The organism is Malaciobacter marinus, from assembly GCF_003544855.1.
GTDB classification, from domain to species: Bacteria; Campylobacterota; Campylobacteria; order Campylobacterales; family Arcobacteraceae; genus Malaciobacter; species Malaciobacter marinus.
Genome location: NZ_CP032101.1, coordinates 1,648,418 through 1,673,324, shown reverse-complemented (window position 1 = coordinate 1,673,324; position 24,907 = coordinate 1,648,418). Strand labels below are relative to the sequence as shown.

The 24,907-nt window shown below is 25.9% G+C and carries 22 protein-coding genes; 11 read left to right on the top strand and 11 right to left on the bottom strand.

Features of this window, described 5'->3' with window-relative positions:
• Window positions 1-49 precede the first annotated feature (49 nt).
• The 4 genes from mrdA to fliK form a co-directional block, all read right to left on the bottom strand.
• Window positions 50-1,819, bottom strand: a complete 1,770-nt coding sequence (mrdA, locus tag AMRN_RS08115) for a penicillin-binding protein 2 (protein WP_099311213.1) — start codon at window positions 1,817-1,819, stop codon at window positions 50-52.
• A complete protein-coding gene (locus AMRN_RS08110; RefSeq protein ID WP_099311212.1) occupies window positions 1,816-2,256 on the bottom strand; it encodes a hypothetical protein in 441 nt (146 codons plus the stop codon). Before AMRN_RS08110 ends, mrdA begins: the two co-directional genes overlap by 4 nt.
• Window positions 2,257-2,328: 72 nt before the next feature.
• Window positions 2,329-2,613 (bottom strand): EscU/YscU/HrcU family type III secretion system export apparatus switch protein, encoded by a 285-nt coding sequence (locus AMRN_RS08105; protein WP_099311211.1) that lies wholly within the window; start codon window positions 2,611-2,613, stop codon window positions 2,329-2,331.
• Window position 2,614: 1 nt separating this feature from the next.
• A complete protein-coding gene (fliK, locus tag AMRN_RS08100; protein WP_099311210.1) occupies window positions 2,615-4,846 on the bottom strand; it encodes a flagellar hook-length control protein FliK in 2,232 nt (743 codons plus the stop codon).
• 96 nt (window positions 4,847-4,942) lie between these two features.
• Here fliK and fliW point away from each other — a divergent pair, with 96 nt between their 5' ends.
• The 7 genes from fliW (at window position 4,943) to ftsZ (ending at window position 12,436) form a co-directional block, all read left to right on the top strand.
• Entirely contained in the window at window positions 4,943-5,317 is a 375-nt protein-coding gene (fliW, locus tag AMRN_RS08095; RefSeq protein ID WP_099311209.1) for a flagellar assembly protein FliW, read from the top strand.
• A 79-nt stretch (window positions 5,318-5,396) separates the two neighbouring features.
• Window positions 5,397-5,747 carry an arsenate reductase (glutaredoxin) gene (gene arsC / locus AMRN_RS08090; protein ID WP_099311208.1) on the top strand — a complete coding sequence of 117 codons (351 nt, stop codon included), beginning with the start codon at window positions 5,397-5,399 and terminating at the stop codon, window positions 5,745-5,747.
• Window positions 5,747-6,100, top strand: a complete 354-nt coding sequence (locus AMRN_RS08085) for a hypothetical protein (RefSeq protein WP_099311207.1) — start codon at window positions 5,747-5,749, stop codon at window positions 6,098-6,100. The genes arsC and AMRN_RS08085 overlap by 1 nt, the downstream gene beginning before the upstream one ends.
• Window positions 6,100-8,388 carry an AAA family ATPase gene (locus AMRN_RS08080; protein ID WP_099311206.1) on the top strand — a complete coding sequence of 763 codons (2,289 nt, stop codon included), beginning with the start codon at window positions 6,100-6,102 and terminating at the stop codon, window positions 8,386-8,388. The genes AMRN_RS08085 and AMRN_RS08080 overlap by 1 nt, the downstream gene beginning before the upstream one ends.
• 59 nt (window positions 8,389-8,447) lie before the next feature.
• Complete coding sequence (locus AMRN_RS08075; RefSeq protein ID WP_099311205.1) at window positions 8,448-9,908, top strand: peptidylprolyl isomerase; 1,461 nt, start codon at window positions 8,448-8,450, stop codon at window positions 9,906-9,908.
• Window positions 9,909-9,911: 3 nt separating this feature from the next.
• Window positions 9,912-11,300: a cell division protein FtsA gene (ftsA, locus tag AMRN_RS08070; protein WP_099311204.1), complete on the top strand. Its 1,389-nt coding sequence runs from the start codon at window positions 9,912-9,914 to the stop codon at window positions 11,298-11,300.
• The gene (gene ftsZ / locus AMRN_RS08065) at window positions 11,300-12,436 is read left to right on the top strand and encodes a cell division protein FtsZ (RefSeq protein ID WP_099311203.1); all 1,137 of its coding nucleotides are present in this window, start codon (window positions 11,300-11,302) and stop codon (window positions 12,434-12,436) included. Before ftsA ends, ftsZ begins: the two co-directional genes overlap by 1 nt.
• Before the next feature lie 12 nt (window positions 12,437-12,448).
• Here ftsZ and AMRN_RS08060 read toward each other — a convergent pair whose 3' ends face one another.
• From AMRN_RS08060 to AMRN_RS08040, 5 genes are all read right to left on the bottom strand, one after another.
• The gene (locus AMRN_RS08060; protein WP_099311202.1) at window positions 12,449-12,829 is read right to left on the bottom strand and encodes a heat shock protein transcriptional repressor HspR; all 381 of its coding nucleotides are present in this window, start codon (window positions 12,827-12,829) and stop codon (window positions 12,449-12,451) included.
• A gap of 3 nt (window positions 12,830-12,832) precedes the next feature.
• The gene (locus tag AMRN_RS08055; RefSeq protein ID WP_099311201.1) at window positions 12,833-13,726 is read right to left on the bottom strand and encodes a DnaJ C-terminal domain-containing protein; all 894 of its coding nucleotides are present in this window, start codon (window positions 13,724-13,726) and stop codon (window positions 12,833-12,835) included.
• Between the two features lie 107 nt (window positions 13,727-13,833).
• Window positions 13,834-15,336, bottom strand: coding sequence for a PAS domain-containing sensor histidine kinase (locus AMRN_RS08050; protein ID WP_099311200.1), 1,503 nt, complete (start codon window positions 15,334-15,336; stop codon window positions 13,834-13,836).
• Window positions 15,326-15,943, bottom strand: a complete 618-nt coding sequence (locus AMRN_RS08045; protein ID WP_099311199.1) for a chemotaxis protein CheX — start codon at window positions 15,941-15,943, stop codon at window positions 15,326-15,328. Before AMRN_RS08045 ends, AMRN_RS08050 begins: the two co-directional genes overlap by 11 nt.
• A gap of 13 nt (window positions 15,944-15,956) precedes the next feature.
• Window positions 15,957-16,322: a response regulator gene (locus AMRN_RS08040; protein WP_099311198.1), complete on the bottom strand. Its 366-nt coding sequence runs from the start codon at window positions 16,320-16,322 to the stop codon at window positions 15,957-15,959.
• Between the two features lie 72 nt (window positions 16,323-16,394).
• Here AMRN_RS08040 and AMRN_RS08035 point away from each other — a divergent pair, with 72 nt between their 5' ends.
• Genes AMRN_RS08035 through AMRN_RS08025 form a run of 3 tightly spaced genes read left to right on the top strand, consistent with a single transcriptional unit; the run spans window position 16,395 to window position 18,479 of the window.
• Window positions 16,395-16,721, top strand: a complete 327-nt coding sequence (locus tag AMRN_RS08035) for a hypothetical protein (protein WP_099311197.1) — start codon at window positions 16,395-16,397, stop codon at window positions 16,719-16,721.
• On the top strand, window positions 16,714-17,850 hold the full coding sequence (locus AMRN_RS08030) for an FAD-dependent oxidoreductase (protein WP_099311196.1): 1,137 nt from the start codon (window positions 16,714-16,716) through the stop codon (window positions 17,848-17,850). The genes AMRN_RS08035 and AMRN_RS08030 overlap by 8 nt, the downstream gene beginning before the upstream one ends.
• A 41-nt stretch (window positions 17,851-17,891) precedes the next feature.
• Window positions 17,892-18,479 (top strand): hypothetical protein, encoded by a 588-nt coding sequence (locus AMRN_RS08025; protein ID WP_099311195.1) that lies wholly within the window; start codon window positions 17,892-17,894, stop codon window positions 18,477-18,479.
• Window positions 18,480-18,545: 66 nt separating this feature from the next.
• On the opposite strand, the gene AMRN_RS08020 is transcribed toward AMRN_RS08025, so the two are convergent.
• Entirely contained in the window at window positions 18,546-20,756 is a 2,211-nt protein-coding gene (locus AMRN_RS08020; protein WP_099311194.1) for an NADP-dependent isocitrate dehydrogenase, read from the bottom strand.
• A 149-nt stretch (window positions 20,757-20,905) separates the two neighbouring features.
• Entirely contained in the window at window positions 20,906-22,066 is a 1,161-nt protein-coding gene (mltG, locus tag AMRN_RS08015) for an endolytic transglycosylase MltG (RefSeq protein ID WP_099311193.1), read from the bottom strand.
• Between mltG and AMRN_RS08010 the strand changes: the two genes are divergently transcribed.
• Window positions 21,987-24,896: a YhdP family protein gene (locus AMRN_RS08010; protein ID WP_099311192.1), complete on the top strand. Its 2,910-nt coding sequence runs from the start codon at window positions 21,987-21,989 to the stop codon at window positions 24,894-24,896. The genes mltG and AMRN_RS08010 overlap by 80 nt on opposite strands.
• Window positions 24,897-24,907: the final 11 nt, after the last annotated feature.

The window sequence follows — 24,907 nt, the reverse complement described above, 5'->3', positions numbered from 1 at the left end:
AATCCTCTTTTTTTCTGTGCGAAATAATAACTAAAAAAGCATTAAATGCCTATTTTTTAATATATCCCAAATCATATAATTTATCATATATTTTACTAACCATTGGCCCAGCAGCTGAACCACCATGCCCTCCATGTTCAATAAGTGCGACTACTGCATATTGAGGATTTTCATATGGTCCATAAGTATTAAGCCATGCATGTGAACGATGATAATACTCTAATTCACTCTCTTTCATTCTTTTCTTTTCTGATTGTGGAATAGAAATAACTTGTGCTGTTCCTGTTTTAGCAGCAATTGTTACTTTTGATCTTATATGTCTTTGTGCTGTACCAAATCTTTTATTTGCTACATCATACATACCTTGTCGAATAATTTTAAGATATTCAGGATCTGTTTGAACTTTTTTTGGTTCTTCATGATTGTCTTTATAAAAATGTGGTCTTGGTAGTTTACCTGTGGCTAAAAAAGCCGTATATCTAGCAACTTGCATTGGAGTTACTAATGTATAACCTTGACCTATTGAAGTAATTACTGTTTCACCTATATACCAAGGTTGATTATATTTTTCTCTTTTCCAATTTTTGTTTGGATTAACCCCTATAAATTCATTTATTTGATCAATCCCTGTTTCTTGACCAAATCCATATTTTTCTAAAGTTTTAGAGATTTTATTTATTCCAACTTTTAAGCTAGCTTTATAAAAGAAATCATCACAACTTTCTCTAAGTGCTTTTCTAAATCCAGTTCTTCCATGACCTCTTTGCTTCCAACACCTAAACTTTCTATTTCCTATTTGTAACTCACCATTACAATAGACAGAATAGCTTGGAGAAATACCATGTTCAAGTAATGCTAAAGCTACGCCCATTTTATGAACGGAACCTGGAGGATATAAACCATTTACTAATTTATTTGTAAAAGGGTGGTCAAAACTATTTCTCATTTTATCCCAATCTTTTTGAGAAATACCTCCTACAAAAATATTATTATCAAACTCAGGAAAAGATGCAGCAGCTAAAAGTTCGCCATTATTTACATCAATAACTATTACTGCACCACTTTTATGTGTAAATATTTTTTGAATATATTTTTGAAGTTTTATATCAATTGTAAGTTTTAAATTATTATCTTCATTTGGTTTTTTCTCTTTTAATACTTCAAGCTCTTTATTTAAGGCATTTACTTTAATATCTTTATATCCTAATGTACCTTGTAGTTTTTCATTATAATATTTTTCTAAACCATTTTTCCCAACAATACCACTATATTTTGAAAGTTCATTATTATTCATATTTTCTCTTGAAGCCTTACCAACATATCCTATAATGTGTGAAGCAGCATTATGAAATGGATAGTACCTTTTTACAGATGGTTCAACTTTTATATCTTCTATTGAGTTAAATAGAGTAAATTTTGAGAAAAAATCATCATAGGCTATATAATCTATTAAGTTTACATAATCATGTTTATATGGAGAATCTAGTTTTTTATATCTTTTTAATAATTTCTCTTCTTCATATTCAGGGAAGTGTTTTGCAATAATTTTTACAATATTATGTAATTTTTGTTTGTTTTTATATGACTTAAGGTGAGGTTTTACTGTGATTGAAAATCCTAAGTTATTTATAGCTAATGGTATGCCATTTCTATCTTCTATTAATCCTCTTGATGGTGCTTGGTATACTCTTTTTATATAGTTTTGCTTTGATAACTCTTCATAATAAGTATTTGATTTAATACTTAAAAAATAAACCCTTGATAATAAAACTATCATAAGAATACCAATAAATAGTAAAATAAAATTTAATCTTTTCATATCATTAATCCAACAACTATAAAATCAATTACAATATTAATAAAAATAGTAAAAAAAAGTTCATATGAATATGTATTATTCATAATGTATAAAATAGTAAAACCAAAATAAAATACTAATATATAAATATAATCATTAAGTTGTGAAAAAGATACTACTCTTTTTATGTATGATGCAATAAATGCATATACAAAAAAACTTAATAAAAGTAAACTAAAAGGTTTAAATCCATTATTTAACTCCAAAAATAACATTGCTAGTATTAAGAAAAAAGCGCTGTAATAATATTCTCTTTTTATGATATGCATAAAAGTTAAAAATAAAACACCTACTAAAAATATTGGATTAAAATAAATTGATGAAATAAAGTTTACTATAATAGTAAAAAAAAATACAAAAACAACTGTTAAAATATTATCAAAAATGTTTCTTTTCATTTGGCCATATTACTTCTTTTATTGATGGTCGATTATATTATAATAACTCTTATACTTATATCAATAAAAGATTTATTTTTCATTATTGTCTTTATTTTTCTTTGTTAAGTCATAAATAAAGCTAAATATCTCAGCAACAGCTTTATACATACTAGCTGGAATCTCTTTATCTATGTCTAACTTTGAAAGAAGTTCTATTAAATCTTCATCTTTTTTTATTGGGAGTTCATTCTCTTTTGCAATTTTTATAATATTTTTTGCAACTTGTTCTTGACCTTTTGCTATAAGTTTTGGTGCACTATCTTTTTCTAAATCATATTTAAGTGCTGCTGCTTTTTGAATTTTTTGTTTTTCCATATTATGCTCTTATATTTAGTCCCATTTGGAGATCACTATTTTTCTGAGAATATATATTTTGTGTTGTTTCTTGCTCTTTTTTTCTTTTTTCTAAATCAATTAGTTTTATATCTATTGGAATTAAACCAACACTATTTAGTGATTGTTTTAATTTTGTCAAGTGTTCTCTTAAAAGTTTTTTGAAAACATCTCTGGATGCAAAGATTGTTAAATCAATTTTATTTTTTTCATATAAAGCAAGAAGTAGCTGTACTTGCCCAAAATCTTTAAGTGTTAAATTAATCTCACAGTAAAATTTTTTTTCATTAATCTTTTTCATACTTATTGAACCATCTTCTAACATATCCCATAAAAAAGGCAAATAAACATAGTTTGAATTTGAACTTAAAGATAAAAGTTGATAATAATCAACTTGAAAAAGTAATTTTTCTATATTTTTTGAAGCTTCTGTAAGAGATTTTGCTTCTGAAGACTTTGAAGCAAGTTCTTCTTGTATTTGTAAAAGTATACTTTTCATGTCATTTTGAATTGTACTATTGTCATTTTTGTTATTTTGTAAACTTGTTGCTGTTAGAATACCTTCTTTTAATGCATTTTCAATTTTATCAACAGATTTTAATATTTCATTTTGTAAAAATGAAGAGTTTGGATTAGCTGAAGCATTTGAGATTGTTTCTTTTAAGTTTAACAAAAGACTATTTATATTTGATGAAAAATTGCTTTGAAAAGTTGATAAACTATTATTTTGTGATTGAAGTAGTTTAAAATCAGCTGGTAACTCTAAATTATCAAAAAGATTTTGCATATTCAAAAGTTTATCGATTGTTTGAACTAAAACCTTTGATTGTATAGTATTGTTTTGTAAAAGCTCATTTTTCAATAAATTTAAATTTTCTTTTATTTGGTTTAGTACACTAGCTTTTTCATTTGTTGTTATTTGATTATTTTGAATTTTATTTTCAATTGAAACAATATCATCACTTAAATTTTTTAATTGATTTACTAAATTTGTAACATTTGTATTTAAAATAGAGCTATTTTTCATCTCCGTACTAGTTAGAAGTTGGTTTAGAAGTGCTTTAGGTTCTAAGGTATTATTATTTAAAAAAATATCTTTTTGCGTTAAAATATTATCAATTTGTCTTAATAGTTTTTGTGGTTCAATATCTTTATTTGTTAATAATTCATTTTTTAATTGAAATAAAATATCTTTGACTTGACTTGTTATTTGTTGTTTTTGTTCATTTAAACTTTGAAGGTTTAAATTATTTAAATTTGAACTTTGTAAAGCCTGTGTTAATTTGTTTGATATTTCTTGAAGATTTGTATTTTTAATACTACTACTTTGAAAATCTAAAGAAGAGAGTATATTTGATAAACTACTTTTTATTTCTTGTTGATTAAAGTCCATGTTTTGTAAACTACTTAAATTTCTTAATACATTAACTGACTCTAAACTTTTCATTTGAGAAAGTTCAGTCTTTAGAATTGATATTAAATCTTTGATATTTTGTGTATTTGAACTATTTTGAAGTTTTGATTCAATTAGTTGAGCATCAATATTTATGCTTTTTAATTGATTTGTTAAATTATTTAGATTTTGTACATTTTTATCGCTTAGGTTTTTTGAAACCTCTTGTAGTAAATTTATCATTGATTTTATATCAGCTTGCATAGAGCTTGCTGTTTGATTAGGGCTTGTAGTTAATTTTGAAATAATTTCATTTATTTGTTTTGATTGAGGTGTATCTAGGGTTTTTATAATACTTTTTATTTGATTTAATAATTCTAATAGTTTTGGTGGTAAACTTGAACTGTTTGCTTTTTCTAGCATTTTTGATTCTAAAAAAATACCTGATTTTGAAAGTAATTCTTTTAAGTTGTTCTCATCTAAATTATCTATTTGAGTTAAAAATGATTCAAGCATAGGCTTGTATTTACTAAAAGAAGGCTCATTTGCTACTTGTGATAATAGTGTTTTTAAAGTATTTGTAAAATTTCCTAGGTCTTTAAATAGTGTAGAGTTTTTAAGTATATTTTGAATAGTTTCATTATTTTTATTTCCACTTTTTATATCTTCAAATAGATTTTTTAATACATCTTGAATAGATGAATTATTTTTCATCATACTATTTAGTGCTTTTGAATCAGCTTCTTTTAGCACATCTTTTAGTACCTTATTATCTTGATTTGGTAAAAGAATATTTAAAAGTGAATTATTTCCAACTAACATAAAATAAAGTATATCATAAATCTTTAACTTTTCTCAAATTGACTTATACAATTTGTTTTTGTAAAATGATTCATCTGTTTATAAAGGTTTAAACTTATGGAATATGATGTAGTAGTAAGTATTGATGGTTTTGAAGATGAAAAAGGATTTGTTCTTGAAAAAGTTGATGATTTTTTTTCAATTATAAAAGGTGTAGAAACTGAAGCTACATTAAGACTTATGAGTTTTGGCGCTTTAAAATCTTTAAATTTTGAATTACCAGATGAGTTTAAACAAAAATTAGAAATAACAGCTATTGAAGAGATATCTATTTATTATATTTTTGTATTACAAACACAAAATAATGATAATGGTTTAAATACTTTTGCTCCAATAATTACAAATGATAAAACGAAAAAAATGGGACAAATTCATCTAGATTTAAAAGAGTTGGGATTAGATGGCTTAAATGACTTGATACCAAGTTTTTAATATATTGCAATTTGTAATAATTTATATAGTATAAAAAAACTTTTGGTATAATCTTTTTAAAATTAGTAAAAGGATTATAATGCAAGATATAACTATTTGGCACAATCCAAGATGTAAAAAATCAAGAGATGCATTAAAACTACTTGAAGAGAAAAACTTAGATATTAAAATAGTAAAATATTTAGAACAAACACCAAATGAACAAGAGATAAAAGATGTTCTTTTAATGTTGGGAATTGCTGCAAAAGATCTTATTCGAACAAAAGAGGCTATTTATAAAGAGCTTGATTTGAAAAATGTAAAAAATGAAGAAGAGCTTATTAAAGCAATGGTAAATAATCCAAAACTTATAGAAAGACCTGTTGTTATAAAAGATGGAGATGCTGTAATTGCAAGACCTAAAGAAAATATACAAAAGTTGTTTATGTAATGCATGAAAAACAAGAAAGAATCAAATATATAAGAGTTTTAGAGAAGTTTTTTACTAGAACACTATCTTTACTTAGGTTAGATGATTTTAATACACAGTTATTTATACAAAGAACTAAAAAAAATTTTGAGGACTTAAATAGGGTGAAATCGGTTGATTTACATTCAAACTACTTGACTGAACTTAAAGATTTTATTAATAAAACAATGAGTTATATAAATAATCCAATAGATGATTTTCAAGAACAAAGATCAACCTTATTAAAAGATGCCAATTTGCTTCAAAAAGAGAAAAATAAAAAAAACTATAAAAAACAGAAGCATAAAAAATCAAAATTTGATGATGGATATTAATGGAAGAGCCAAAAAGTTTTAAATTATCAGGGGTAATAAAAAAAGTATTTTACAAAAATGATGAAACAAAATTTATATCAGCAGTTTTAGAAAACAATCAAAGAATTTGTGGTGTTTATTTTGACACTGATATTGAAAAAATTGTGGGAGAAGAGATAGTTCTTACTGGTAATTGGGTAACTCATAAAAAATATGGTGTTCAATTTATCTTTGATACTTTAGAAATAAAAGAAGCTGAACTTTATTTTTTTTTAACAAAGATTGTAAAAGGAATAGGGCAGAAGTTTGCAAAAGAGTTATTAGAAGAATATACAGAAGAAGAGTTAATAAAAGTTTTAAATGAAGCTCCAGAAAAGCTTTTAAAGTTTAAAGGTATAAAAGAAAAAAAATTAGAAAAGATAGTATCATCTTGGCAAAAATTTCAACACTTAAGAGAGCTTGGAAGCTTTCTTTCTAAGTATGGTGTTAGCTCAAGTTTAATTACTAAAATATACTCAAATTTTGGCGAAATTGAAGACTTGATTGATAAGATTAAAGAAAATCCATATATATTGATAAATATTAAGGGAATAGGTTTTAAAAAAGCTGATGAAATAGCTAAGTCTTTAGGAATTGATGAACGTTCAGAATTTAGAATAATGGCTTGTTTAAATTATACATTAAAAGAGTTTTGTGATAATAATGGAAACTCTTCAATTGATAAATATCATTTATACAAGCTTTTAGATGAATCTTTGGGTTTTAACAATGAAGAAATGCTTTATGAAAATAGTATTGTTCAAATGCTTGCAAATGAAGAGTTATTTACTACAAAAGAGAATAGAGTTGCTATTTCAATGTTGTATAGAGCAGAAAAAAAGATTTTAGAATTTTTTAAAAGACGAAAAGACGAAAGACATTTAAAAAATATAGTATCTAATATAGATGATTATTTAGAAAAAAAAGAAAAAACCTTAGGATTTAATTTAAGTCCTGAACAAAAAAAAGCAGTTAAACTTATAAATGAAGGTCAAAATACACTTTTTTTAATAGGTTATGCAGGAACAGGAAAATCTACTTCAAGTAGAGCTATTTTAGAATTATTAGAAGAGATTGTTGGATATGATGATATTATTACAATTGCACTAAGTGGAATTGCAAGTCAAAGAATTTCTGATACTACAGGATATGAAAGTTGCACAATTCAATCACTTTTAGTAAAACATAAAGAGAAAGATTTTTTTCCATATAAAGTTGTTTTATTAGATGAAGCCTCAATGGTTAATTCTGTAACATTTTATCAAATAGTTTCAAAAATTAGTGATGATACAATCTTTATAATTGTAGGTGATGATGGACAATTGCCTGCTATTGGTGCTGGAAATATCCTTTCAGATGCAATTAATTATAATCTTGCCTCAATTTGTAAACTAACAAAGATTTATAGACAAAATGAAAATCAAGCAATCGCAGTTATTGCAAATGATATAAGACAAGGGAAAGTGCCAAGTTATAAAGAAAATTATGAAGATTTTAAATTTATTGATGTATCTATTGATAATTATTATGCAACTAAGAATTCTGTTTCTTCTAATGATTTTGCTTCAATAAGAGTTCAAAATTCAGATATGATATTAAATAATATTTTGAATATATCTGCAAGTTATATTGAAAGATTTTATAGATTAATTAAAAATAAAGATATTTCAAAAGCATTAACTCTTTTTCAAGTTATTACACCTATGAAAAATGGAACCTTAGGTGTTGAAAATCTAAATATGCAACTTCAAAAATTATTTAATAGTTCAAGAGAACAGTCTGTAAAAACAAGACTTTATGAGTATAAACTAAGTGATAAGGTAATTCATATAAAAAATGAGAATATGAAATGTCAAACCATGAGTATGTATAAATCTAATTCTCAAGACTTTTTAGAAAGAAGAGTTTTTAATGGTCAATTAGGCTTGATTATTAAACTTGATTTTGATGAAAAAAAATGTATTGTTTTATATCCAAATGATGATATGGTAGTTTTTTATGATATGGATGATTTAAGCTCATTGTTGTCTTTAGCATACTGCTTAACTATACATAAAACCCAAGGAATGGAGTATGATAATGCTTTAATTCCTATGAGTTTTTCTCACTACATTATGCATAATACAAAGCTTTTATATACAGCAATTACAAGAGCAAAAAGTATGTGTTATATTGTAGGAGAAGATGATGCCTTTAAAGGGGCTTGTAAAAGAATAGAAACCACAATAAGAGAATCAGTTATAAATGATTTAATGCAAACTACAATTTAACGTAACTAAAAGCAACTTTTCTGTAATATATATTGAAAATTTTTAGAGGAATATATTATATGATAACTTGGATGCAAAGACATAAAAAGTGGCTAGTTAGTACTATTTGGATTAGTACAATAGCTTTTGTTGGTGCTGGATTTGTAGGATGGGGAAGCTATGATTTTGGTAAAAAAAGTGGAGCAGTCGCTGTAGTTGGTGATAGAGAAATTACAGTTAATGAATATCAAAGAGAATATTCTGCTTTATATGAACAATATGCAAAAATTTTTGGAGATAATTTCAGTAAAGAGATGGCAGAAAAGCTAAAACTAAAAGATTTGGCATATAAAATGTCTATTGAAAAAAATCTTATTTTGTCATATGCTGATGAAATAGGTTTAACTGTTACTGATGAAGATATTGCTAAAGAACTTTTAAAATATGAAGCATTTATAAAAAATGGAAAATTTGATAAAGATACTTATATAAAAGTTTTAAATAGAAATGGTACAACTGCAACTGAGTTTGAAGACTCTTTAAAAAGAAATACTTTACTTCAAAAAATTGAAAAACTTTTTGAGATTTCTGCGACTGATACAGAAATAAAACTTTTAAATCAACTTTTATTCTTAGAAGATAATGTTGATATTAAAATTTTAAATAAAGAAAATATTACTGTTTCATTAAATGAAGAAAAAATTAAAGAGTATTGGGAAAAAAATAAAGTAAATTATATGTCAGACAATTCGTATGATATAGATTATGCTATTGTTGATATAAAAAAAGGCAAACACTCTTTAGAAGATATGCAAAGTTATTATGAAAACTTTAAAACTGACTTTAGAAAAGAAAATGATAAAATAAAAAGTTTTGAAGAAGCAAAAGATGATATTCAATTTGCACTTGATCTAAAAGATACAAAAAAAGATGCTTTAAGAGAATACATAAAGTATAAAAAAAGTGAGAAAGATTTTACAAAAAATATAGTATTTTATGAAAATGAGTTACCATATGGTGAAAATAATACTATAATAAAAAAATCTAAAGCTGGTGATTTAAAAAAGCCATTTTTATATAATGATAAATTTATTATTGTAAAAGTTAATAAAAAAATCTTTCCAAAGCAGTTAAGTTTTGAACAAGCAAAACAAAATGTAACTCAAGATTTTATAAATAATGAAAAAACTTTAAAATTAAAAGCACTATCTAAGAAAGAGTTAGATAATTTTAAAGGTATAAATATAGGTTGGATTAATAGAACATCAGTTTCAAATTTAAATGGTTTAAACGAAATGGAAGCTTCACAATTTTTAAATAAGTTATTTGGAACAGATAGTAAAAAAGGTCAAATTGATTTAGGAAATAAAATTGTACTTTATAAGATAAATGATTCAAGATTTGCAAATTATGATAAAACACGAGATGAAAGTATCAAGCAAACTGTTGGAAATTTACAAAATACAGAGTTAATGAACAATCTAATCAAAAGACTTGAAAATAGATATGAAATTCAGTCTTCACTAAAGACAAAGGAATAGTAATTGAGTAATAAGACTCTTTTAGCCATAGATGTTGGTTCTACTAGTATAACAGCAGTAATAGCAAAGAATAACTTAGATGGCAAAATAAATATATTAGGTACGGGAACAAGTAAAAGTGAAGGTATAAATAAAGGGTCAATTACAAATATTGAAGTGGCTTCTAAAGCTATTAAAAATGCAGTTAATATAGCAAGAGGAAGTACATCAGAAGTAATTGACTCTTCTGCTATATCTATATCTGGTGCATATACAAAGGGTTTAAGAAGTTTAGGTTCAGTAAATGTTCCAAATGGGCTTATTACAGAAACTGAAATAAACCAAGTTATGCAAATGGCTTTATATAATGCAACTATTATTCCTGAATATGAAGTAGTACATGTATTACCAATATTTTTTAAAGTTGATGATTCAAAAGATGTTGAAAATCCTTTAAATATGAATGGCTCAAGACTTGAAGTTTCTGTTTATATTGTTACAGCTAAAAGAACAGCACTTACAAATGTTAAATCAGCGTTAAAACAAGCAGGAATTGAACTTACAAATTTTGTATTAGATGGATATGCAAGTGCCATATCACTTTTAGATGAACAACAAAATAAATTTGGAGCTACTGTTATTAATATAGGAGGCACAACAACTGAGTTTGTTTCTTATAAGGGTAGTTCAATAGTATTCAATGGATTTATACCTGTTGGTTCAAATCATATAACAAATGACTTATCTGTTATGTTACATACTCCTCCAAACGCAGCAGAAACATTAAAAATAAAATATGGTAATTTACTAAAATCAAACGAAAATGAAGATTTAACTATTAAGAAAGTCAAAATTCCAAGAATTGGAGATGAACAAAGTACATCTGAAGTTTCGTTAGATCATATTCAAACAATAATTCATGCAAGAGTAGAAGAAATTTTAGTACTTGTAAGAAATAAATTAAAACAAAGTGGAATACAAGAAAATATAGGTGCAGGTATTGTGATAACTGGTGGTATGAGTCAGTTGTCAGGAATAAAAGAACTTGCAACAAAAGTATTTGAAAATACTCCAATAAAAATTTCAAATCCAATTAATATTAAAAATGGATATATGAATTTTGATGATCCAACACTATCAACAACTGTTGGACTTCTTTTTTATGGTCTTGATGATAATAGAGCTTATGAATTAGATTCTAATAAGAAACTAATGAAAAGAGCTGTAAAGAAAGAAGAACTTACTATTCCTCCTATTCAAAAAGAGGAACCAGTAATAAAAGAAGAGAAGCTAAAAGAAAAAATCAATGAGACTTTAGAAAAAGAAGACAATACTAAACTTCCAACATTATCTAAAAAAGATAAAGGAAGAGGTATGTCTAGATTCTGGAGTAAAGTTTCGGAGTGGTTTTAATGGAAAACTTATTTAATGTGGATGATATTACAGTGGAAATGCCTAATCAAACAATCGGAGAAAATATAGCTAAGATTTCAGTAATTGGAGTTGGTGGAGGTGGTTGTAATATGATTAACCACATGATCCAAGAGGGAACTCATAAAATCGACTTAATTGCTGCAAATACAGATTTGCAAGTATTAAATATTTCAAGAGCACCTAAAAAAATACAGTTAGGAGTTAAGCTAACTAAAGGTTTAGGTGCTGGAATGAAACCAGAAGTTGGTAGAGATTCTGCCGTTGAGAGTTATGAAGATATTAAAAATGCTCTTAAGGGAACTGACATAATATTTATTGCAGCTGGTCTTGGTGGTGGAACTGGAACTGGTGCTGCTGCTATTATAGCAAAAGCAGCAAAAGAAGTGGGTGCTTTAACTGTTTCTGTTGTTACTAAACCTTTTACTTGGGAAGGTAAAAAAAGAGCAGGACTTGCAAATTTAGGTCTTGAAGAACTTAAAAAAGTTAGTGATTCAATAATTGTAGTTCCAAATGATAGATTACTTGACATTATAGATGAAAATGTTGGTATGAAAGATGCCTTTAAAATTATTGATAATATCTTGTATCAAGCAGTAAATGGAATGAGTGAGGTAATCTTAAATCCAGGAAACTCAGATATTAATACTGACTTTGCAGATGTTAAAACAATAATGCAACACAAGGGTATGGCTCTTATGGGTATTGGTAGAGCAAAAGGTGATGATGCAGCACTTAGAGCTTTAGAAGACGCTATTGACTCTCCTTTACTTGATAAAGTATCATTAAGTGGAGCAAAAGGTATTTTAATTCATTTTAATATTCATCCGCAGGTTTCGTTATTTGCTATTAATAATGTTATGGGTTCTATTCATGATAATATTGATTCTAATGCAGAGATTATATTTGGTACTACTACTGATAGTACACTTCAAACTGATGAAGTTAAAATTACAATTGTAGCAACAGGATTTGAATCTAAAAATGACACAGATGATGATTATGATAAAAACAGTGAAGGACAAGATAACTCAAACGCTAAGTTGTCTGTTAATGATGAAAATTACTTAGATATTCCGCCACTTATGAGAGAGTATGTAGTTCAATATCAAATATAAATGAAGAGTTAGCTACTCTTCAAATATAACTAAATCGTAAGAGCTTTTTTTAATTACTAAAGCTTTAGAGCTTGGAACAACTCCAAAATTATTTACTTCTTTTAATTTATTTTTATACATACTAACATCAGTTTCTAATTTTTCAATTTTTTTATTTAATCTTAAAATCAAATCAACTCCTGCTAGATTTATGCCTAATTCTCTTGTAAGTGTTAAAACATATTTTATATGATCTATATCTTTTTGAGAATAAAGTCTTATTTTTCCATTTGTACGAGAGGGTTTGATTAGTCCCTCTCTTTCATATTGTCTTAGAGTCTGCGGATGAATATTAAGTATTTGTGCAACCGCTGATATAAGGTAGACAGGTTCAGTGTATGCATTATTTTCCATTGCTTACTCCTTTGGTAATTTCTCTTTTAATAATTCAATCAAATCTTCATCAAGTTCTTGAACTTTTGGAAGTTTGATATTTGCTTTTAAGTGAAGATCCCCTCTTTTACCTGTTTTTCTATTAAATACTCCAAGCTCTTTTACTCTAAATTTTTGATTTTGTTTTGTATTCTCAGGAATTTTTAGAGTAATAGTTTTATGTATTGTCTTAATCTCTATTTTTCCTCCAAATAGTGCTGTACTAAGTGGTATATCAAAAGATTTAGTTAAAGTATCTTCTTCTCTTTCATATTCAGGACTAGAAGCTACATTTATTTTTATTATTAAATCCCCTCTTTGAGAACCTAAGGCTTTTCCTTTGCCTTTTGCTCTTATTTTTTGTCCATCTTTAATACCCTCTGGTATTTTTATATCAAAAGAGTCATTATTTAGTGAAATATGTTGTTTACCACCTAATATTGATGTATCAAATGCTATAGTAATTTGTGCATTCATATCCAAATCAGGTTCTTCATACCCACCAAATCCACTGTTGCTAAATCCACCTTGACCAAAGGCACTAGAGAAACCAGAAGCTCCTCCAAACCCACCTTGTTGTCCAAACATCTGTCTTAAAATTTCATCTAAATCAATTCCTGAACCTGCTTGACCTCTTGCAAAATCATGGAAGTTTTGACCTCCAAACATAGAATCACCAAATTGATCATATTGTTGCTTTTTTTCTTGGTCACTTAAAACCTCATATGCAGCATTAATCTCTTTGAATTTTTCTTCTGCTTTTGGGTCTTTATTCACGTCTGGATGATATTTTCTTGCTAATCTTCTGTAAGCTTTTTTTATTTCATCAACAGATGCATTTTCATTTGTTTCTAGTGTTTCATATAAACTTTTTGCCATTTATACTCCATTTATAATTGTTTGTATTTTATATTATTATATCAAAAAAGTTGAGTCAATGTCAATCAACTTAAAGATAAAAGTTAGCAGTAATGACTCAAAGATGCTTAATCTAGTGGAAGTGTTAGCTTAAAGCATGCTCCATACATATTTATATCTTTGTAATTAAAACTTTCATTACATACTTCAATTCTTCCATTCATACTAATTTCTATTAATTGATGTGTCATATAAAGTCCAAGTCCTGTTCCTACATCTTTATGTTTTGTTGTAAAATATGGTTCAAAAATTTTATCTATAATTGTTGGGTCAATACCTTTTGCATTGTCTTTGATTTTAATTATAAGATTATTATTTTTTGTATATATATTTATTAATATAAATCTTTTTGTTAAATCAACATTTTTATCTATAAAAGCATCTTTTGCATTATTTATTATATTTAAAAATGCTTGTGTTAATTCATTTGGGTAATTTTTAATTATGCAATTGTCATCACAATTTAAAACCAATTGTATTGATTGATTTTTTAATGCTCCTTCAAGAATAGAAATATTTCTTTGAATATTATCTTTTATATTAAATGATACTCTTTTTTTATCTATTTTTAAAAAATCTCTAAAGTCATCAATTGTTTGTGATAAATGCTTAGAATTTCTTGTAATTGCATCAATTGATTCTACAAATATATCTTCTGTTAAAATTTCTAATTCTTTATGCATTTTAAGTCCACTAGCTGCTGTTGTAATTGTACTTAAAGGTTGTCTCCATTGATGGGCAATATTTCCTATCATCTCTCCTAAAGCTGCCATTTTTGTTTGTTCTACTAAGAGTTTATCTTTTCTTTTTAATTCACTAAGATCCATTACTGTTAAAATTTTAAATCTTTTATTTTTTAATTTTGTATCTTTTATTTTAATTAAAGCAGGGAAAGTTGAACTATCTTTCCTTGACATCTTAATTTCAATAGGTTTGTTTTTTATTTTAGATATTTTTTCTAAAGACTTTGTATCAATAAATTCATAAATTTCTTTATTTATAACTTCATTTTTTTTTGAATAATTAAAAAGTTCTAGTGCAATATCATTTGCATTTGTACACTTATCATCTTCAAATAAAAAAATTGCTTCTAGTGTTGTATTTAATAATAAATTTATCTCTTCAAGTGAATCTTCTAAACTATTTTTTGTTTTTTCTAATTCATAGTTTGTTTCACACAATAAAGTATTATCATAAATATATAAAAATACTAATCTTTTATTTTTATCATATGGTGTTATTGTTATTGCTTGTTGCATATTTTCAAAAACTTTATTTGCAACTTTATTTAACTCTATATTTAATAAATATTTATTTATTCCTGTATGGTAAAATGTTGACGAGTTTAAAGCTAAAGAAGCTTTAATTTTTCTTTTTAGAGTGTTTTCGTTTATATCAAAGAAAAACTCTGTTAATTTTTTTGATATAATTTCTTCTGATTTTATGTTTGTTCTTGATTCTAACCAACTGTTCCAAAAATGTACATTTAAATCTTCATCTAATATTATTACACCATTGTCAACAGTATTGCATATAAATTCAAATTTTTTTATTGGCATGTCATATCTCATTAAGAATTTTATTTATAGTTTTTTTAATGTAATTAATAGACTTATCTGTTGTTAAAATCATCAGTTGTCCATCAATATCTAAATCTTCAAATTTAAGTCTTGTTGAAATTATAATTACATTTTGATACTTTTCAATAAATTGATTATCTAATTTATTTATATTATCAAGTATTTTTACATCAGGTGGAGAAAAAGAGACCATAGCTTTCATATCTTCTGCTAATTTACTAATAGTTGAAGAAGAGAGAATATTTGTAATTTCTAAAATTATATCACAAAGTTCAATTTCTGTTATTTCATCTTCTTCTAAGCCAAACTTTATTGCTATGTTTTTTGCTGAATTGTTATCAATTACAAATAAATTTTCTCCTGCAATTGGACCATTTATTTGTTGCATACAAACAAAATGAGTTGAATTTAAATTCACTTCTTTACTTAAGTGATTTTTTAAATTTTTTGTTTTAATAACTTCAATTCTAGGAATACTTAAAGTAGCAAAAGCATCAAGAATTTCAGTAATTGCTGCAGTTGCTGAACCATATGCAATATTCATTAATTCTTGTAAACAATCTTTTTCATCTTCATTTAGTATAATTTCATTACTCATTTTGTTTGGTTCCCTATAGAATTTTTTGAATTATTTGATTCATTTTTTCAATATTTATTGGTTTTTTAACAAAATCTATTGCACCAAATTCTCTTACTTTATCCATAGAAGTTTTTTGTATATCAGCTGAAACAACTATAACTTTAGCATCCTTATCATACTCTTTGATTTTTTGCAATGCTTCAAAACCATCCATTATAGGCATTGTTAAATCTAAAAATACCACATCTATATTCTCTTTTTGGTAAGTAGCTAAAGCTTCTTCTCCATTATTAACTTCTATAATATTTGCTTGTAGATTTTCACTTAGTGTCTCTTTTATTGTTTTTATAGCAATTTTTCTTGCCATTTTTGAGTCATCTGCAACAAGTATATTCATAAATTAAGCCTTATTTTGTAATCATTAGTTATTACTAAATTTTATCCAAAAAATAGTTAAATAGGTATGAAAATGTTAAAAAAAGATGAATGGACACAAGAAGAGTTATTTAAATATACACAACTACTAAAAGCAGATGGCATAAAAGTAGTTTTAATTGACACTATTTTGAAGCCATTAATAAATATTGAATCAATTACATATAATCCTTTTGAAATGAAAGAGTATCCAAAAGGAACAGTATTTGTTTTTTATTGTGATACTGGAAAGACAACAAAAGAGAGATTGAATTTTTATAGAAAAAAATTTCCTGATTATATTTGTATTAGTTTAAGAGGTGGAAAAGGTTATTGGCGACCAAATTTTCAACTTCAAAAAGAGATTGAAAAAAATGTATAAAAGTTATGATTATATAATAGTTGGAGCGGGTATTGCTGGGGTTTGTACTGCATATTTTTTATCAAAATATAGTAAGTCAGTTTTATTAATTGATAAAAATGATTGTTTATTAAGTGAAGCAAGTAGTGCAGCAGGAGCATTTTTATCTCCTCTTTTAGGAAAAGAGAATCCTTTTAAAACATTGGTATCAGATTCGTTAAAATTTTCAATTGATTTTTATAAAGAGATATTAAAAGAGGATTTTATAAATTGTGGGGTGTGTCGTGTTCCAAAAGATGAAAAAGATAAACAAAAGTTTGAAGAGTATGAAGCTTTTATGAATTTTGAGTATGAAAAAACGCATGAGGGATATTTTTTTAATATAGGTTCAAGAATTACACCAAAAGACTTTGCTCAAAAAATTAAAAATGAGTTTGAAACACAATTAAATTACAAAGTGTTTTCTTTAAAGCAAGATGAAAAGTTTATGTGGATTGTAAATGATGAGTTAATAACTTCAAATTTAATTCTTACAACAGGTCATAATATTAACTTAATTAAAGAAGATTATCTTAAAATTCGTCCTGTTTGGGGTCAAAAAATCGATGTATTAACTTCAAGTATTAATTGTATTAATTATCATAAAGAGTGTTCTGTTAGTTCTTCTTGCAAATATAAAAATAAGAATTTAGTATCAATTGGAGCAACACATCATAGATTTAATGAATCAAGTGATTTAGAATGCAAAAAGTTATTAAAGGAAATTGAAGAAGAAAATAATGAAAAACTTTTGAACTTAGCGCAAGATATAATTAATCTTAAAGATATTGAAATAATTGATGTAAAAGTTGGTGCAAGATCTTGTAGTGTTGATTATTTTCCAATGGTGGGAGAATTGATTGATAGTAAAGCAAGCATAGAAAAATATCCTCATTTAATAAATGGAAGTTTTGTTACTGATGATAAATTGATTAAAAAGAAAAACCTTTACATTATAAATGGAGTAGGTGGAAGAGGCTTTGTTTTATCTCCTTATTTAGCAAATAGTTTAGTAGAGTTTTTAATGAATAAAAAAGCTATTAACGAATCTATTTTAACTAATAGATTATTTAAACGATGGGTTAAGAAAATAAAGTTAAATAATCGTTAATATGAATTTGATAGAATTTCCAAAAAAGATAGGAATGTACAATGAAAAATATTTTAAAAATTGTAGTTTTAGGTGTTATTGCTTTTGGTATATTAGTTTATGCAACAGCAGACAAACCAGTTGATACTAAAACTCAAGTAAGTGATACAAGTTCATTAACTTTAACAAACTTGCCAAAAGAGTTTGAAATTGTAGGCAAAGATGGAAAAGTATCAAGAGAAGATTTGTTTCAAGCAGGTTCAAAGGCTTTGATAATTGTAGGGAATCATGACTCTTTATCAGTTGTAAGAGAACTTCCAAAGTATTATGATGTTCAAATTCCTTATGTTATGGTTGCAAATATTTCAAGTGCTCCTTGGTTTGTAAAAAAGATGTTTATACCTGGAAAATTAGAAGAGTTAGTTGAAGGTAGAGACACACCAATGATTTATGATTTTGATGGTGATACTATTAAAGCTTTAGGTGTTACAGATAATGAAAAAACAACTTACATAGCATACTTATTAAATGAAAATGGTTCAATTTCTAAAGTATTCAAAGGAAGTGTAAAAGAGGGTGCTTTAGATGGTACTATGAGTGAAGAAGAGATGAAAACAAATCTTGCTTCGTTAGTTGATTATATTAAGTAATTATTTTAGAATAAAAAAAAGGCAAAAGTTTAAAACTTTTGCCTTTTTTTATGTTCAATTTAAAAATTAAATTGAATCAATAATATTATTTAGTGTAGCTGATGGTCTCATAGCAGCTAATGCTTTTGTATCATCAGGTAAATAATATCCACCAATATCAGATGCTTTCCCATGATTTTCTACTAATTCTTTTACAATTAGTTCTTCATTTTCACTAAGTTCTTTTGCAACTTTTTCAAATTGTGCTTTAAGTTCTGTATCATCATTTTGAGCTGCAAGTTCTTGTGCCCAATATAATGTTAAATAAAAATGACTTCCTCTATTATCAATAGAACCAAGTTTTCTTGCAGGTGATTTGTCATTTTCTAAAAATGTTCCTGTAGCTTTATCTAATGTATTAGCTAAAACTCTAGCTTTTTCATTATCTTGACTATTTGCTAAGTGTTCTAAAGATGCAGCTAATGCCATAAATTCACCTAGTGAATCCCATCTTAAGTAAGACTCTTCAACAAACTGTTGTACATGTTTAGGAGCAGACCCTCCAGCACCAGTTTCAAATAATCCTCCACCTTTCATAAGTGGAACAATTGATAACATTTTAGCACTTGTTCCAAGTTCTAAAATAGGGAAAAGATCTGTATTGTAATCTCTTAAAACATTTCCTGTTACAGAAATAGTATCAAGTCCTTCTCTCATTCTTTTTAATGTTCTTTTAGTTGCTTCTAATGGAGACATGATTGAAATATCTAAACCATTTGTATCATGCTGTTTTAAATATTCATTTACTTTTTTAATTACTTGTGCATCATGAGCTCTATTTTCATCTAACCAAAAAATTGCAGGAGTATTTGAAAGTCTAGCTCTTGTAACTGCTAGTTTTACCCAGTCTTGAATTGGTGCATCTTTTGCTTGGCACATTCTAAAAATATCACCTTTTTCAACATCAAAAGAGAATACTTCATTTCCATTTTTATCAGTAACTTTAATAGTTCCATTATTTTCAGCTTGAAAAGTTTTATCATGACTTCCATACTCTTCTGCTTTTTTTGCCATAAGTCCAACATTTGGAACACTTCCCATAGTTTTTGGATCTAATGCACCATTTTCTTTACAATCATCAATAACTGCTTGAAATGTTGTTGCATAGCATCTATCTGGAATCATTGCTAGTGTATCTTCTTCTTTATCATTTGTATTCCACATCTTACCACCACCTCTAATCATAGCAGGCATAGATGCATCAATAATAACATCAGAAGGCACATGTAAGTTTGTAATACCTTTGTGTGAATTAACCATTGCAAGTCTTGGTTGTTTTTCATAAATAGCAGCTATATCAGCTTCAATTTCAGCTTTTTTATCTGCATCTATTTTATCTAAGTAGTAGTATAAATCACCAATACCATTATTGAAATTAACACCTAATTCATCAAATAATTCTTTATGTTTCTCAATTAAGTCTTTAAAGTAAACTTTAACTGCATATCCAAACATAATTGGATCAGATACTTTCATCATTGTAGCTTTTAAATGTAGTGATAATAATACATCTTTTTTCTTTGCTTCATCAATTGCTTCTTGATAAAACTCTTGTAAAGCTTTTGCACTCATTTTTGTAGCATCAATAACTTCACCTGCTTCTAAAGGAGTTGAAGCTTTTAATACTTTTTCATTTCCATTTTCATCAATGAAAGAAATTTTAACATCATTCTCTTTTTCCATTGTTGCTGAAAGTTCAGAACCATAAAAATCGTCTTTTTGCATATGTGCAACAGCAGTTTTAGAATCTTTATTCCATTCACCCATTCTATGAGGATTGTTTTTTGCATAATTTTTAACAGCACCTGGTGCTCTTCTATCAGAGTTCCCTTCTCTAAGTACTGGATTAACTGCACTTCCTAAGATTTTTGAGTATCTTTTTGTAATCTCTTCTGATTCATCATAGTTTGGTACATTAAAACCTTTTTCTTGTAGCTCTTTAATTGCAGCTTTTAATTGTGGAATAGAAGCTGATACATTTGGTAATTTAATTATATTTGCATTTGGATCTTGCGTTAATTCTCCAAGTATAGCTAAGTGATCGCTCATTTTTTGATCATCTGTTAGATTATCTGGGAAATTAGCAATAATTCTACCTGCTAGCGAAATATCTTTTGATACCATTTCAATATTTGAGCTTTTAGTAAAGGCTCTAATAATTGGTAAAAAAGAGTATGTTGCTAATGCTGGGGCTTCATCAACTTTTGTATAGATTATTTGTGATGTTTGTTTTGTCATATTTCTTCCTCATGTTTTAGTTCAATTAATTTAGGTTAAATCAACCAAATTCAAATGTACAATATAATAACATTTGTTTATTTGATAGCTTTTAAATCATGGCTTGTATTATAAGATAATGACATCTTTGTTTCATAAATTCACATTAACTATTTGACATTATCAAAAAGAGATTTTATTGATTTTGTGTTTTCTTTAGAATTGCTTTTAGGAAATACATAGAGTTCTTTTTTAGGGCTTTCTTTAGTTTTAGAATTGCTTTTTTTCTTTTGAATTTCTTGTTTTTTTTCTTTTGCTTTTTTCTTTAAATTTCTTTTAATTATTCTATTTTTATTGATATTATTTACATGCTCTTTGTAGCTTTTTGAAAAAGAGTGTAGACCATTTTTTTCATTTTTAACAAAATATAAATAATCTGTTTTAGCTGGAAAAATTGCAGCTTTTATTGCATCTAAACTTACAGCACAAATTGGATGTTCTGGAAGACCTCTATTTTTATAAGTATTATATGAGCTATTATCTTCTTTTATTCTTTGTGATGTGATTTTAATATGTGAATATTTACCATAATTTAAAGTTCCATCCATTTGTAGTTTCATGCCTTTTTTTAATCTATTGTGTATTACACTTGAAACAGTTGGCATTTCATCACTATTTGCAGCTTCTTTTTGAATTACAGAAGCTAAAGTGATATAGTAATACCATCTTTTTTTATCATACTCTCCAAATATTTTATTTGAGATACTTTCATATTGTTTATTTGTAGTTGAAAAAAGATAAAATAGAAGGTGATCTTCTTTCATTCCATAAGGTAAAGAGTATGTATCAGCTAAAATATTTCCATCATTTTTATATGCATATTTATCGTAAACTTTTTGAAGGTTTTTTCTTGAAAGATTCATTTTCTTTGATATATCATTTAAAAAAACATAAGAAGTTTCTCCTGGAATTAATGTAATATCTTTTAGCGCAGCTTTTGATGTAGTGATTTTATATAAAAAGTCAGCTTTTGTAAGGTAATTTTCTTTTATATCTATCCAACCACTTTGTGGGTAACCTAAAAATCTAAGATAAACTTTGTCTATAAGTCCTAGCTCATATCCTGATTTATTTAAATATGTTATAATACTATTTGTACTACCCTTAGGTATAAATATAACTTTTGTTGTACTTAATGGTAATGTTAAATAAAATAGTACAACTATAGAAAAGACAAGGATAAGTTCAGTAATGTCAAAAAGAATTAAACTCTTTATTCTCTCACTTGTCTGTTTAATTTTTGCATTTGTTTTTTTATTATTTTTTGGCATAAAAATTGATTCAATCTCTTTTGGTGAAGTTTCAGTTTCGAAATTGTATATAAAGTTTGATAAAAAACTTATTGTAAATATAAAACAGCTAACATTTAAATCAAAAAAACAAGAGACAAATAACTCTCTTGATAACCTAAAAACCAATATTAAGAGGCTTCCTTCTTTATTAGAATATTTTAAAGAAATTAATATTGAAACATTAAAAATAAATGATAATATTTTTACAATTTATTATGATAAAAAGCATCTTTATTTAGATAATCAATATTTAAACTTATCTTCAAAAATAGATGTTCATTCAAAAAGTATAACTTTAGACCTTTATTCTTTATATTTAAAAGATTTAAAACTTTTTTTCAAAGGTAAAGTAAAAGTTAATATGTTCAAAGAAGTTGTTACATATTTAGGAAAATATTCTTACAAAGATGTTTCAGGAGAATTGAACTTACAAGCTGATAAAGATTATTTGGATTTTTATATAAATACAAATGAATTAGATAATATTAAGTTTGTAAAAGATTTTGTACGTTTATCAAGTAATATTGCAGAAGCATGGATGTATGATAATGTAACTGGTAAAATGAAACTTAATTATTTTTATGGGAAATTAAAAACAGATACTTTTGAACCTGTATTAGACTCTTTTGAGGGTAATGCAACTATAGAAAATGCAAAGATAAGATTTCACAAAAATGCTAAAACTGTAAACACTAAAAAATTAAATGTTGATTATGAAGATGATAAATTAAAATTTACAATGGAAAAACCAACATATGATAAAACAAAACTATATGGAAGTTCTGTTGTAATTAACAATCTTACAAGTGAAGCAAATGGTGAAGTTGTTGTTAATATAAAAACAAAAAGTGCATTAAATGATGATATCTTAGGTATTTTAAAAGCATATGATATTTACTTACCCCTTAAGCAAACAAAAGGAGTTACAAACTCAACTTTTACTTTAGTTGTTCCATATTTATTAGAAAAAGATATGAAAACAACTGGTTATTTTGAAGCTAAAAATTCAACTTTTAAGTTACAAAACTTTGAATTTTTTACAAAAGATGCAAAAGTTCAATTGCAAGGTTCAAATGTAATTATTAAAAACTCACATATTAAACATCAAGATATGTTTGAGGGAAGATTAAATTTAAATATTGATACAAATAACTCTTTAGCAAATGGTGATGTTCTTTTAAACTCTTTGCAAATAAAAAGCTCTGATGAAGATATAATTAATGCAAAAGATTTAAAAACAGCAATTAATATTGATTTTTCAAAAGATACAATTTTAAAGTTTGATGATATAAATACACAACTAAGTATTAAAAATGATAGTATAGATATTAATATAGAAGAACTTTCACAAATTTATGAGTATTCTGCTTTATTAAAGAAATTGAATATAAAAAGTGGAAGTATTGATTTAGAAGTTTTTAACAATAATAAAATCGACTTTAATTTACTTCTTGATAATCTTGAATATCCTATTTTTAAAAATAATAAAAAAATAAATAAACTTAATCTCTTGGGTCAAATACGAAATGAAGATTTTTTTATATCAAGCCAAAAGAAAAATATAGTTATTGAAAAAATAGATAATATGCCCCTTGAAGTTAAGTTAAGCTCTTTTGATATAAATGCTGATGAATTTAAAAAAAGTTCAAGTAAAACAAATAATATATCAAATGAAAATATAAATTTACATATGAAAAATATGAATTTAATAATTGATAAAAATGAGTATTTTACCAACGAAGCCTTTGTAAATATAAAAGGTTCAAAAGTTAATTTCAAAGGAGATTTTGTTACTTCAACTTTTCCTTTTTATAAAGATGCAAAACAAATTACAAACTATAATTTAAATGGTGCTTATGATCTAAAAAAAGAGAATTTACAATTAAAAACAGATGATAAAAAAGTTGTATTATTTATTGTTCCAAATAAAAGTTTAAAATTAGATTTAGAAGATTATGATTTACATGTTAGAACTCAAGATGATAATAATGATTTAAGTAGTTTTGAAACTTTAGAAATAAATGCACAAAATTCAAATATCGTTATAAATGATGAGTATAAAGCATTGGCTAAAAAGTATCATATAAAAGCAGATGAAAATGAACAAAGTTTTACTTTAGAAAATAAGAAAACATTAGTTACTTATAAAAAAGATAAAGATAAAAAAATAAAAATAAAAGCTAATAATTTAAATGATAAGTTTATAAATACTTTAGCAAATAAAGAAGTTTTAAAAGGTGGTAGTGTTGTTTTTATTGCATCAGGAGATGAAGAAAATCTAAATGGAAAAGTTATCTTAAGTGAAAATAAGATTGAAAATCTTTCAATTATTACAAATATTGTAACATTAATTAATACTTCACCTGCATTGATAAATCCATTGTTAGCAATTCCATCGATTGCTTCAATGGCTTCAAGTGAGGGATTTGCTTTAAATGGTTATAAAGTAAATGATGGATATATAGATTTTACTTATAAGTTTGAAACAAACTTTTTAAACTTAAATGAGATTGTTACTATTGGTAATGGTATTGATTTTGAGGGTAAAATGATGGTTGATCTTGATTCAAGAGTAATTGATGGAAAATTAAATCTTATCTTTTTTAAGGGTTATTCAAGTGTTGTAGGTGCTATTCCTGTACTTAATTATGTATTTTTAGGAGATAATAAACGAGTTGAAACACAAATTGAATTAAGTGGAACTTTAGATAATCCTAAAATTGTATCAAATATTGCAAAAGATTCGATAAATGCTCCTGTAAATGTAATAAAAAGAATTATCAAATCGCCATTGAAACTATTTGAATAAATGAGTAGAAA

What these genes read in the sequence shown, in the direction of transcription:
- mrdA (WP_099311213.1), bottom strand. Translation starts at nt 1,819, where the DNA reads ATGAAAAGATTAAATTTTATTTTACTATTTATTGGTATTCTTATGATA.
- AMRN_RS08110 (WP_099311212.1), bottom strand. Translation starts at nt 2,256, where the DNA reads ATGAAAAGAAACATTTTTGATAATATTTTAACAGTTGTTTTTGTATTT.
- AMRN_RS08105 (WP_099311211.1), bottom strand. Translation starts at nt 2,613, where the DNA reads ATGGAAAAACAAAAAATTCAAAAAGCAGCAGCACTTAAATATGATTTA.
- fliK (WP_099311210.1), bottom strand. Translation starts at nt 4,846, where the DNA reads ATGTTAGTTGGAAATAATTCACTTTTAAATATTCTTTTACCAAATCAA.
- fliW (WP_099311209.1), top strand. Translation starts at nt 4,943, where the DNA reads ATGGAATATGATGTAGTAGTAAGTATTGATGGTTTTGAAGATGAAAAA.
- arsC (WP_099311208.1), top strand. Translation starts at nt 5,397, where the DNA reads ATGCAAGATATAACTATTTGGCACAATCCAAGATGTAAAAAATCAAGA.
- AMRN_RS08085 (WP_099311207.1), top strand. Translation starts at nt 5,747, where the DNA reads ATGCATGAAAAACAAGAAAGAATCAAATATATAAGAGTTTTAGAGAAG.
- AMRN_RS08080 (WP_099311206.1), top strand. Translation starts at nt 6,100, where the DNA reads ATGGAAGAGCCAAAAAGTTTTAAATTATCAGGGGTAATAAAAAAAGTA.
- AMRN_RS08075 (WP_099311205.1), top strand. Translation starts at nt 8,448, where the DNA reads ATGATAACTTGGATGCAAAGACATAAAAAGTGGCTAGTTAGTACTATT.
- ftsZ (WP_099311203.1), top strand. Translation starts at nt 11,300, where the DNA reads ATGGAAAACTTATTTAATGTGGATGATATTACAGTGGAAATGCCTAAT.
- AMRN_RS08060 (WP_099311202.1), bottom strand. Translation starts at nt 12,829, where the DNA reads ATGGAAAATAATGCATACACTGAACCTGTCTACCTTATATCAGCGGTT.
- AMRN_RS08055 (WP_099311201.1), bottom strand. Translation starts at nt 13,726, where the DNA reads ATGGCAAAAAGTTTATATGAAACACTAGAAACAAATGAAAATGCATCT.
- AMRN_RS08050 (WP_099311200.1), bottom strand. Translation starts at nt 15,336, where the DNA reads ATGAGATATGACATGCCAATAAAAAAATTTGAATTTATATGCAATACT.
- AMRN_RS08045 (WP_099311199.1), bottom strand. Translation starts at nt 15,943, where the DNA reads ATGAGTAATGAAATTATACTAAATGAAGATGAAAAAGATTGTTTACAA.
- AMRN_RS08040 (WP_099311198.1), bottom strand. Translation starts at nt 16,322, where the DNA reads ATGAATATACTTGTTGCAGATGACTCAAAAATGGCAAGAAAAATTGCT.
- AMRN_RS08035 (WP_099311197.1), top strand. Translation starts at nt 16,395, where the DNA reads ATGTTAAAAAAAGATGAATGGACACAAGAAGAGTTATTTAAATATACA.
- AMRN_RS08030 (WP_099311196.1), top strand. Translation starts at nt 16,714, where the DNA reads ATGTATAAAAGTTATGATTATATAATAGTTGGAGCGGGTATTGCTGGG.
- AMRN_RS08025 (WP_099311195.1), top strand. Translation starts at nt 17,892, where the DNA reads ATGAAAAATATTTTAAAAATTGTAGTTTTAGGTGTTATTGCTTTTGGT.
- AMRN_RS08020 (WP_099311194.1), bottom strand. Translation starts at nt 20,756, where the DNA reads ATGACAAAACAAACATCACAAATAATCTATACAAAAGTTGATGAAGCC.
- AMRN_RS08010 (WP_099311192.1), top strand. Translation starts at nt 21,987, where the DNA reads ATGTCAAAAAGAATTAAACTCTTTATTCTCTCACTTGTCTGTTTAATT.
- mltG (WP_099311193.1), bottom strand. Translation starts at nt 22,066, where the DNA reads ATGCCAAAAAATAATAAAAAAACAAATGCAAAAATTAAACAGACAAGT.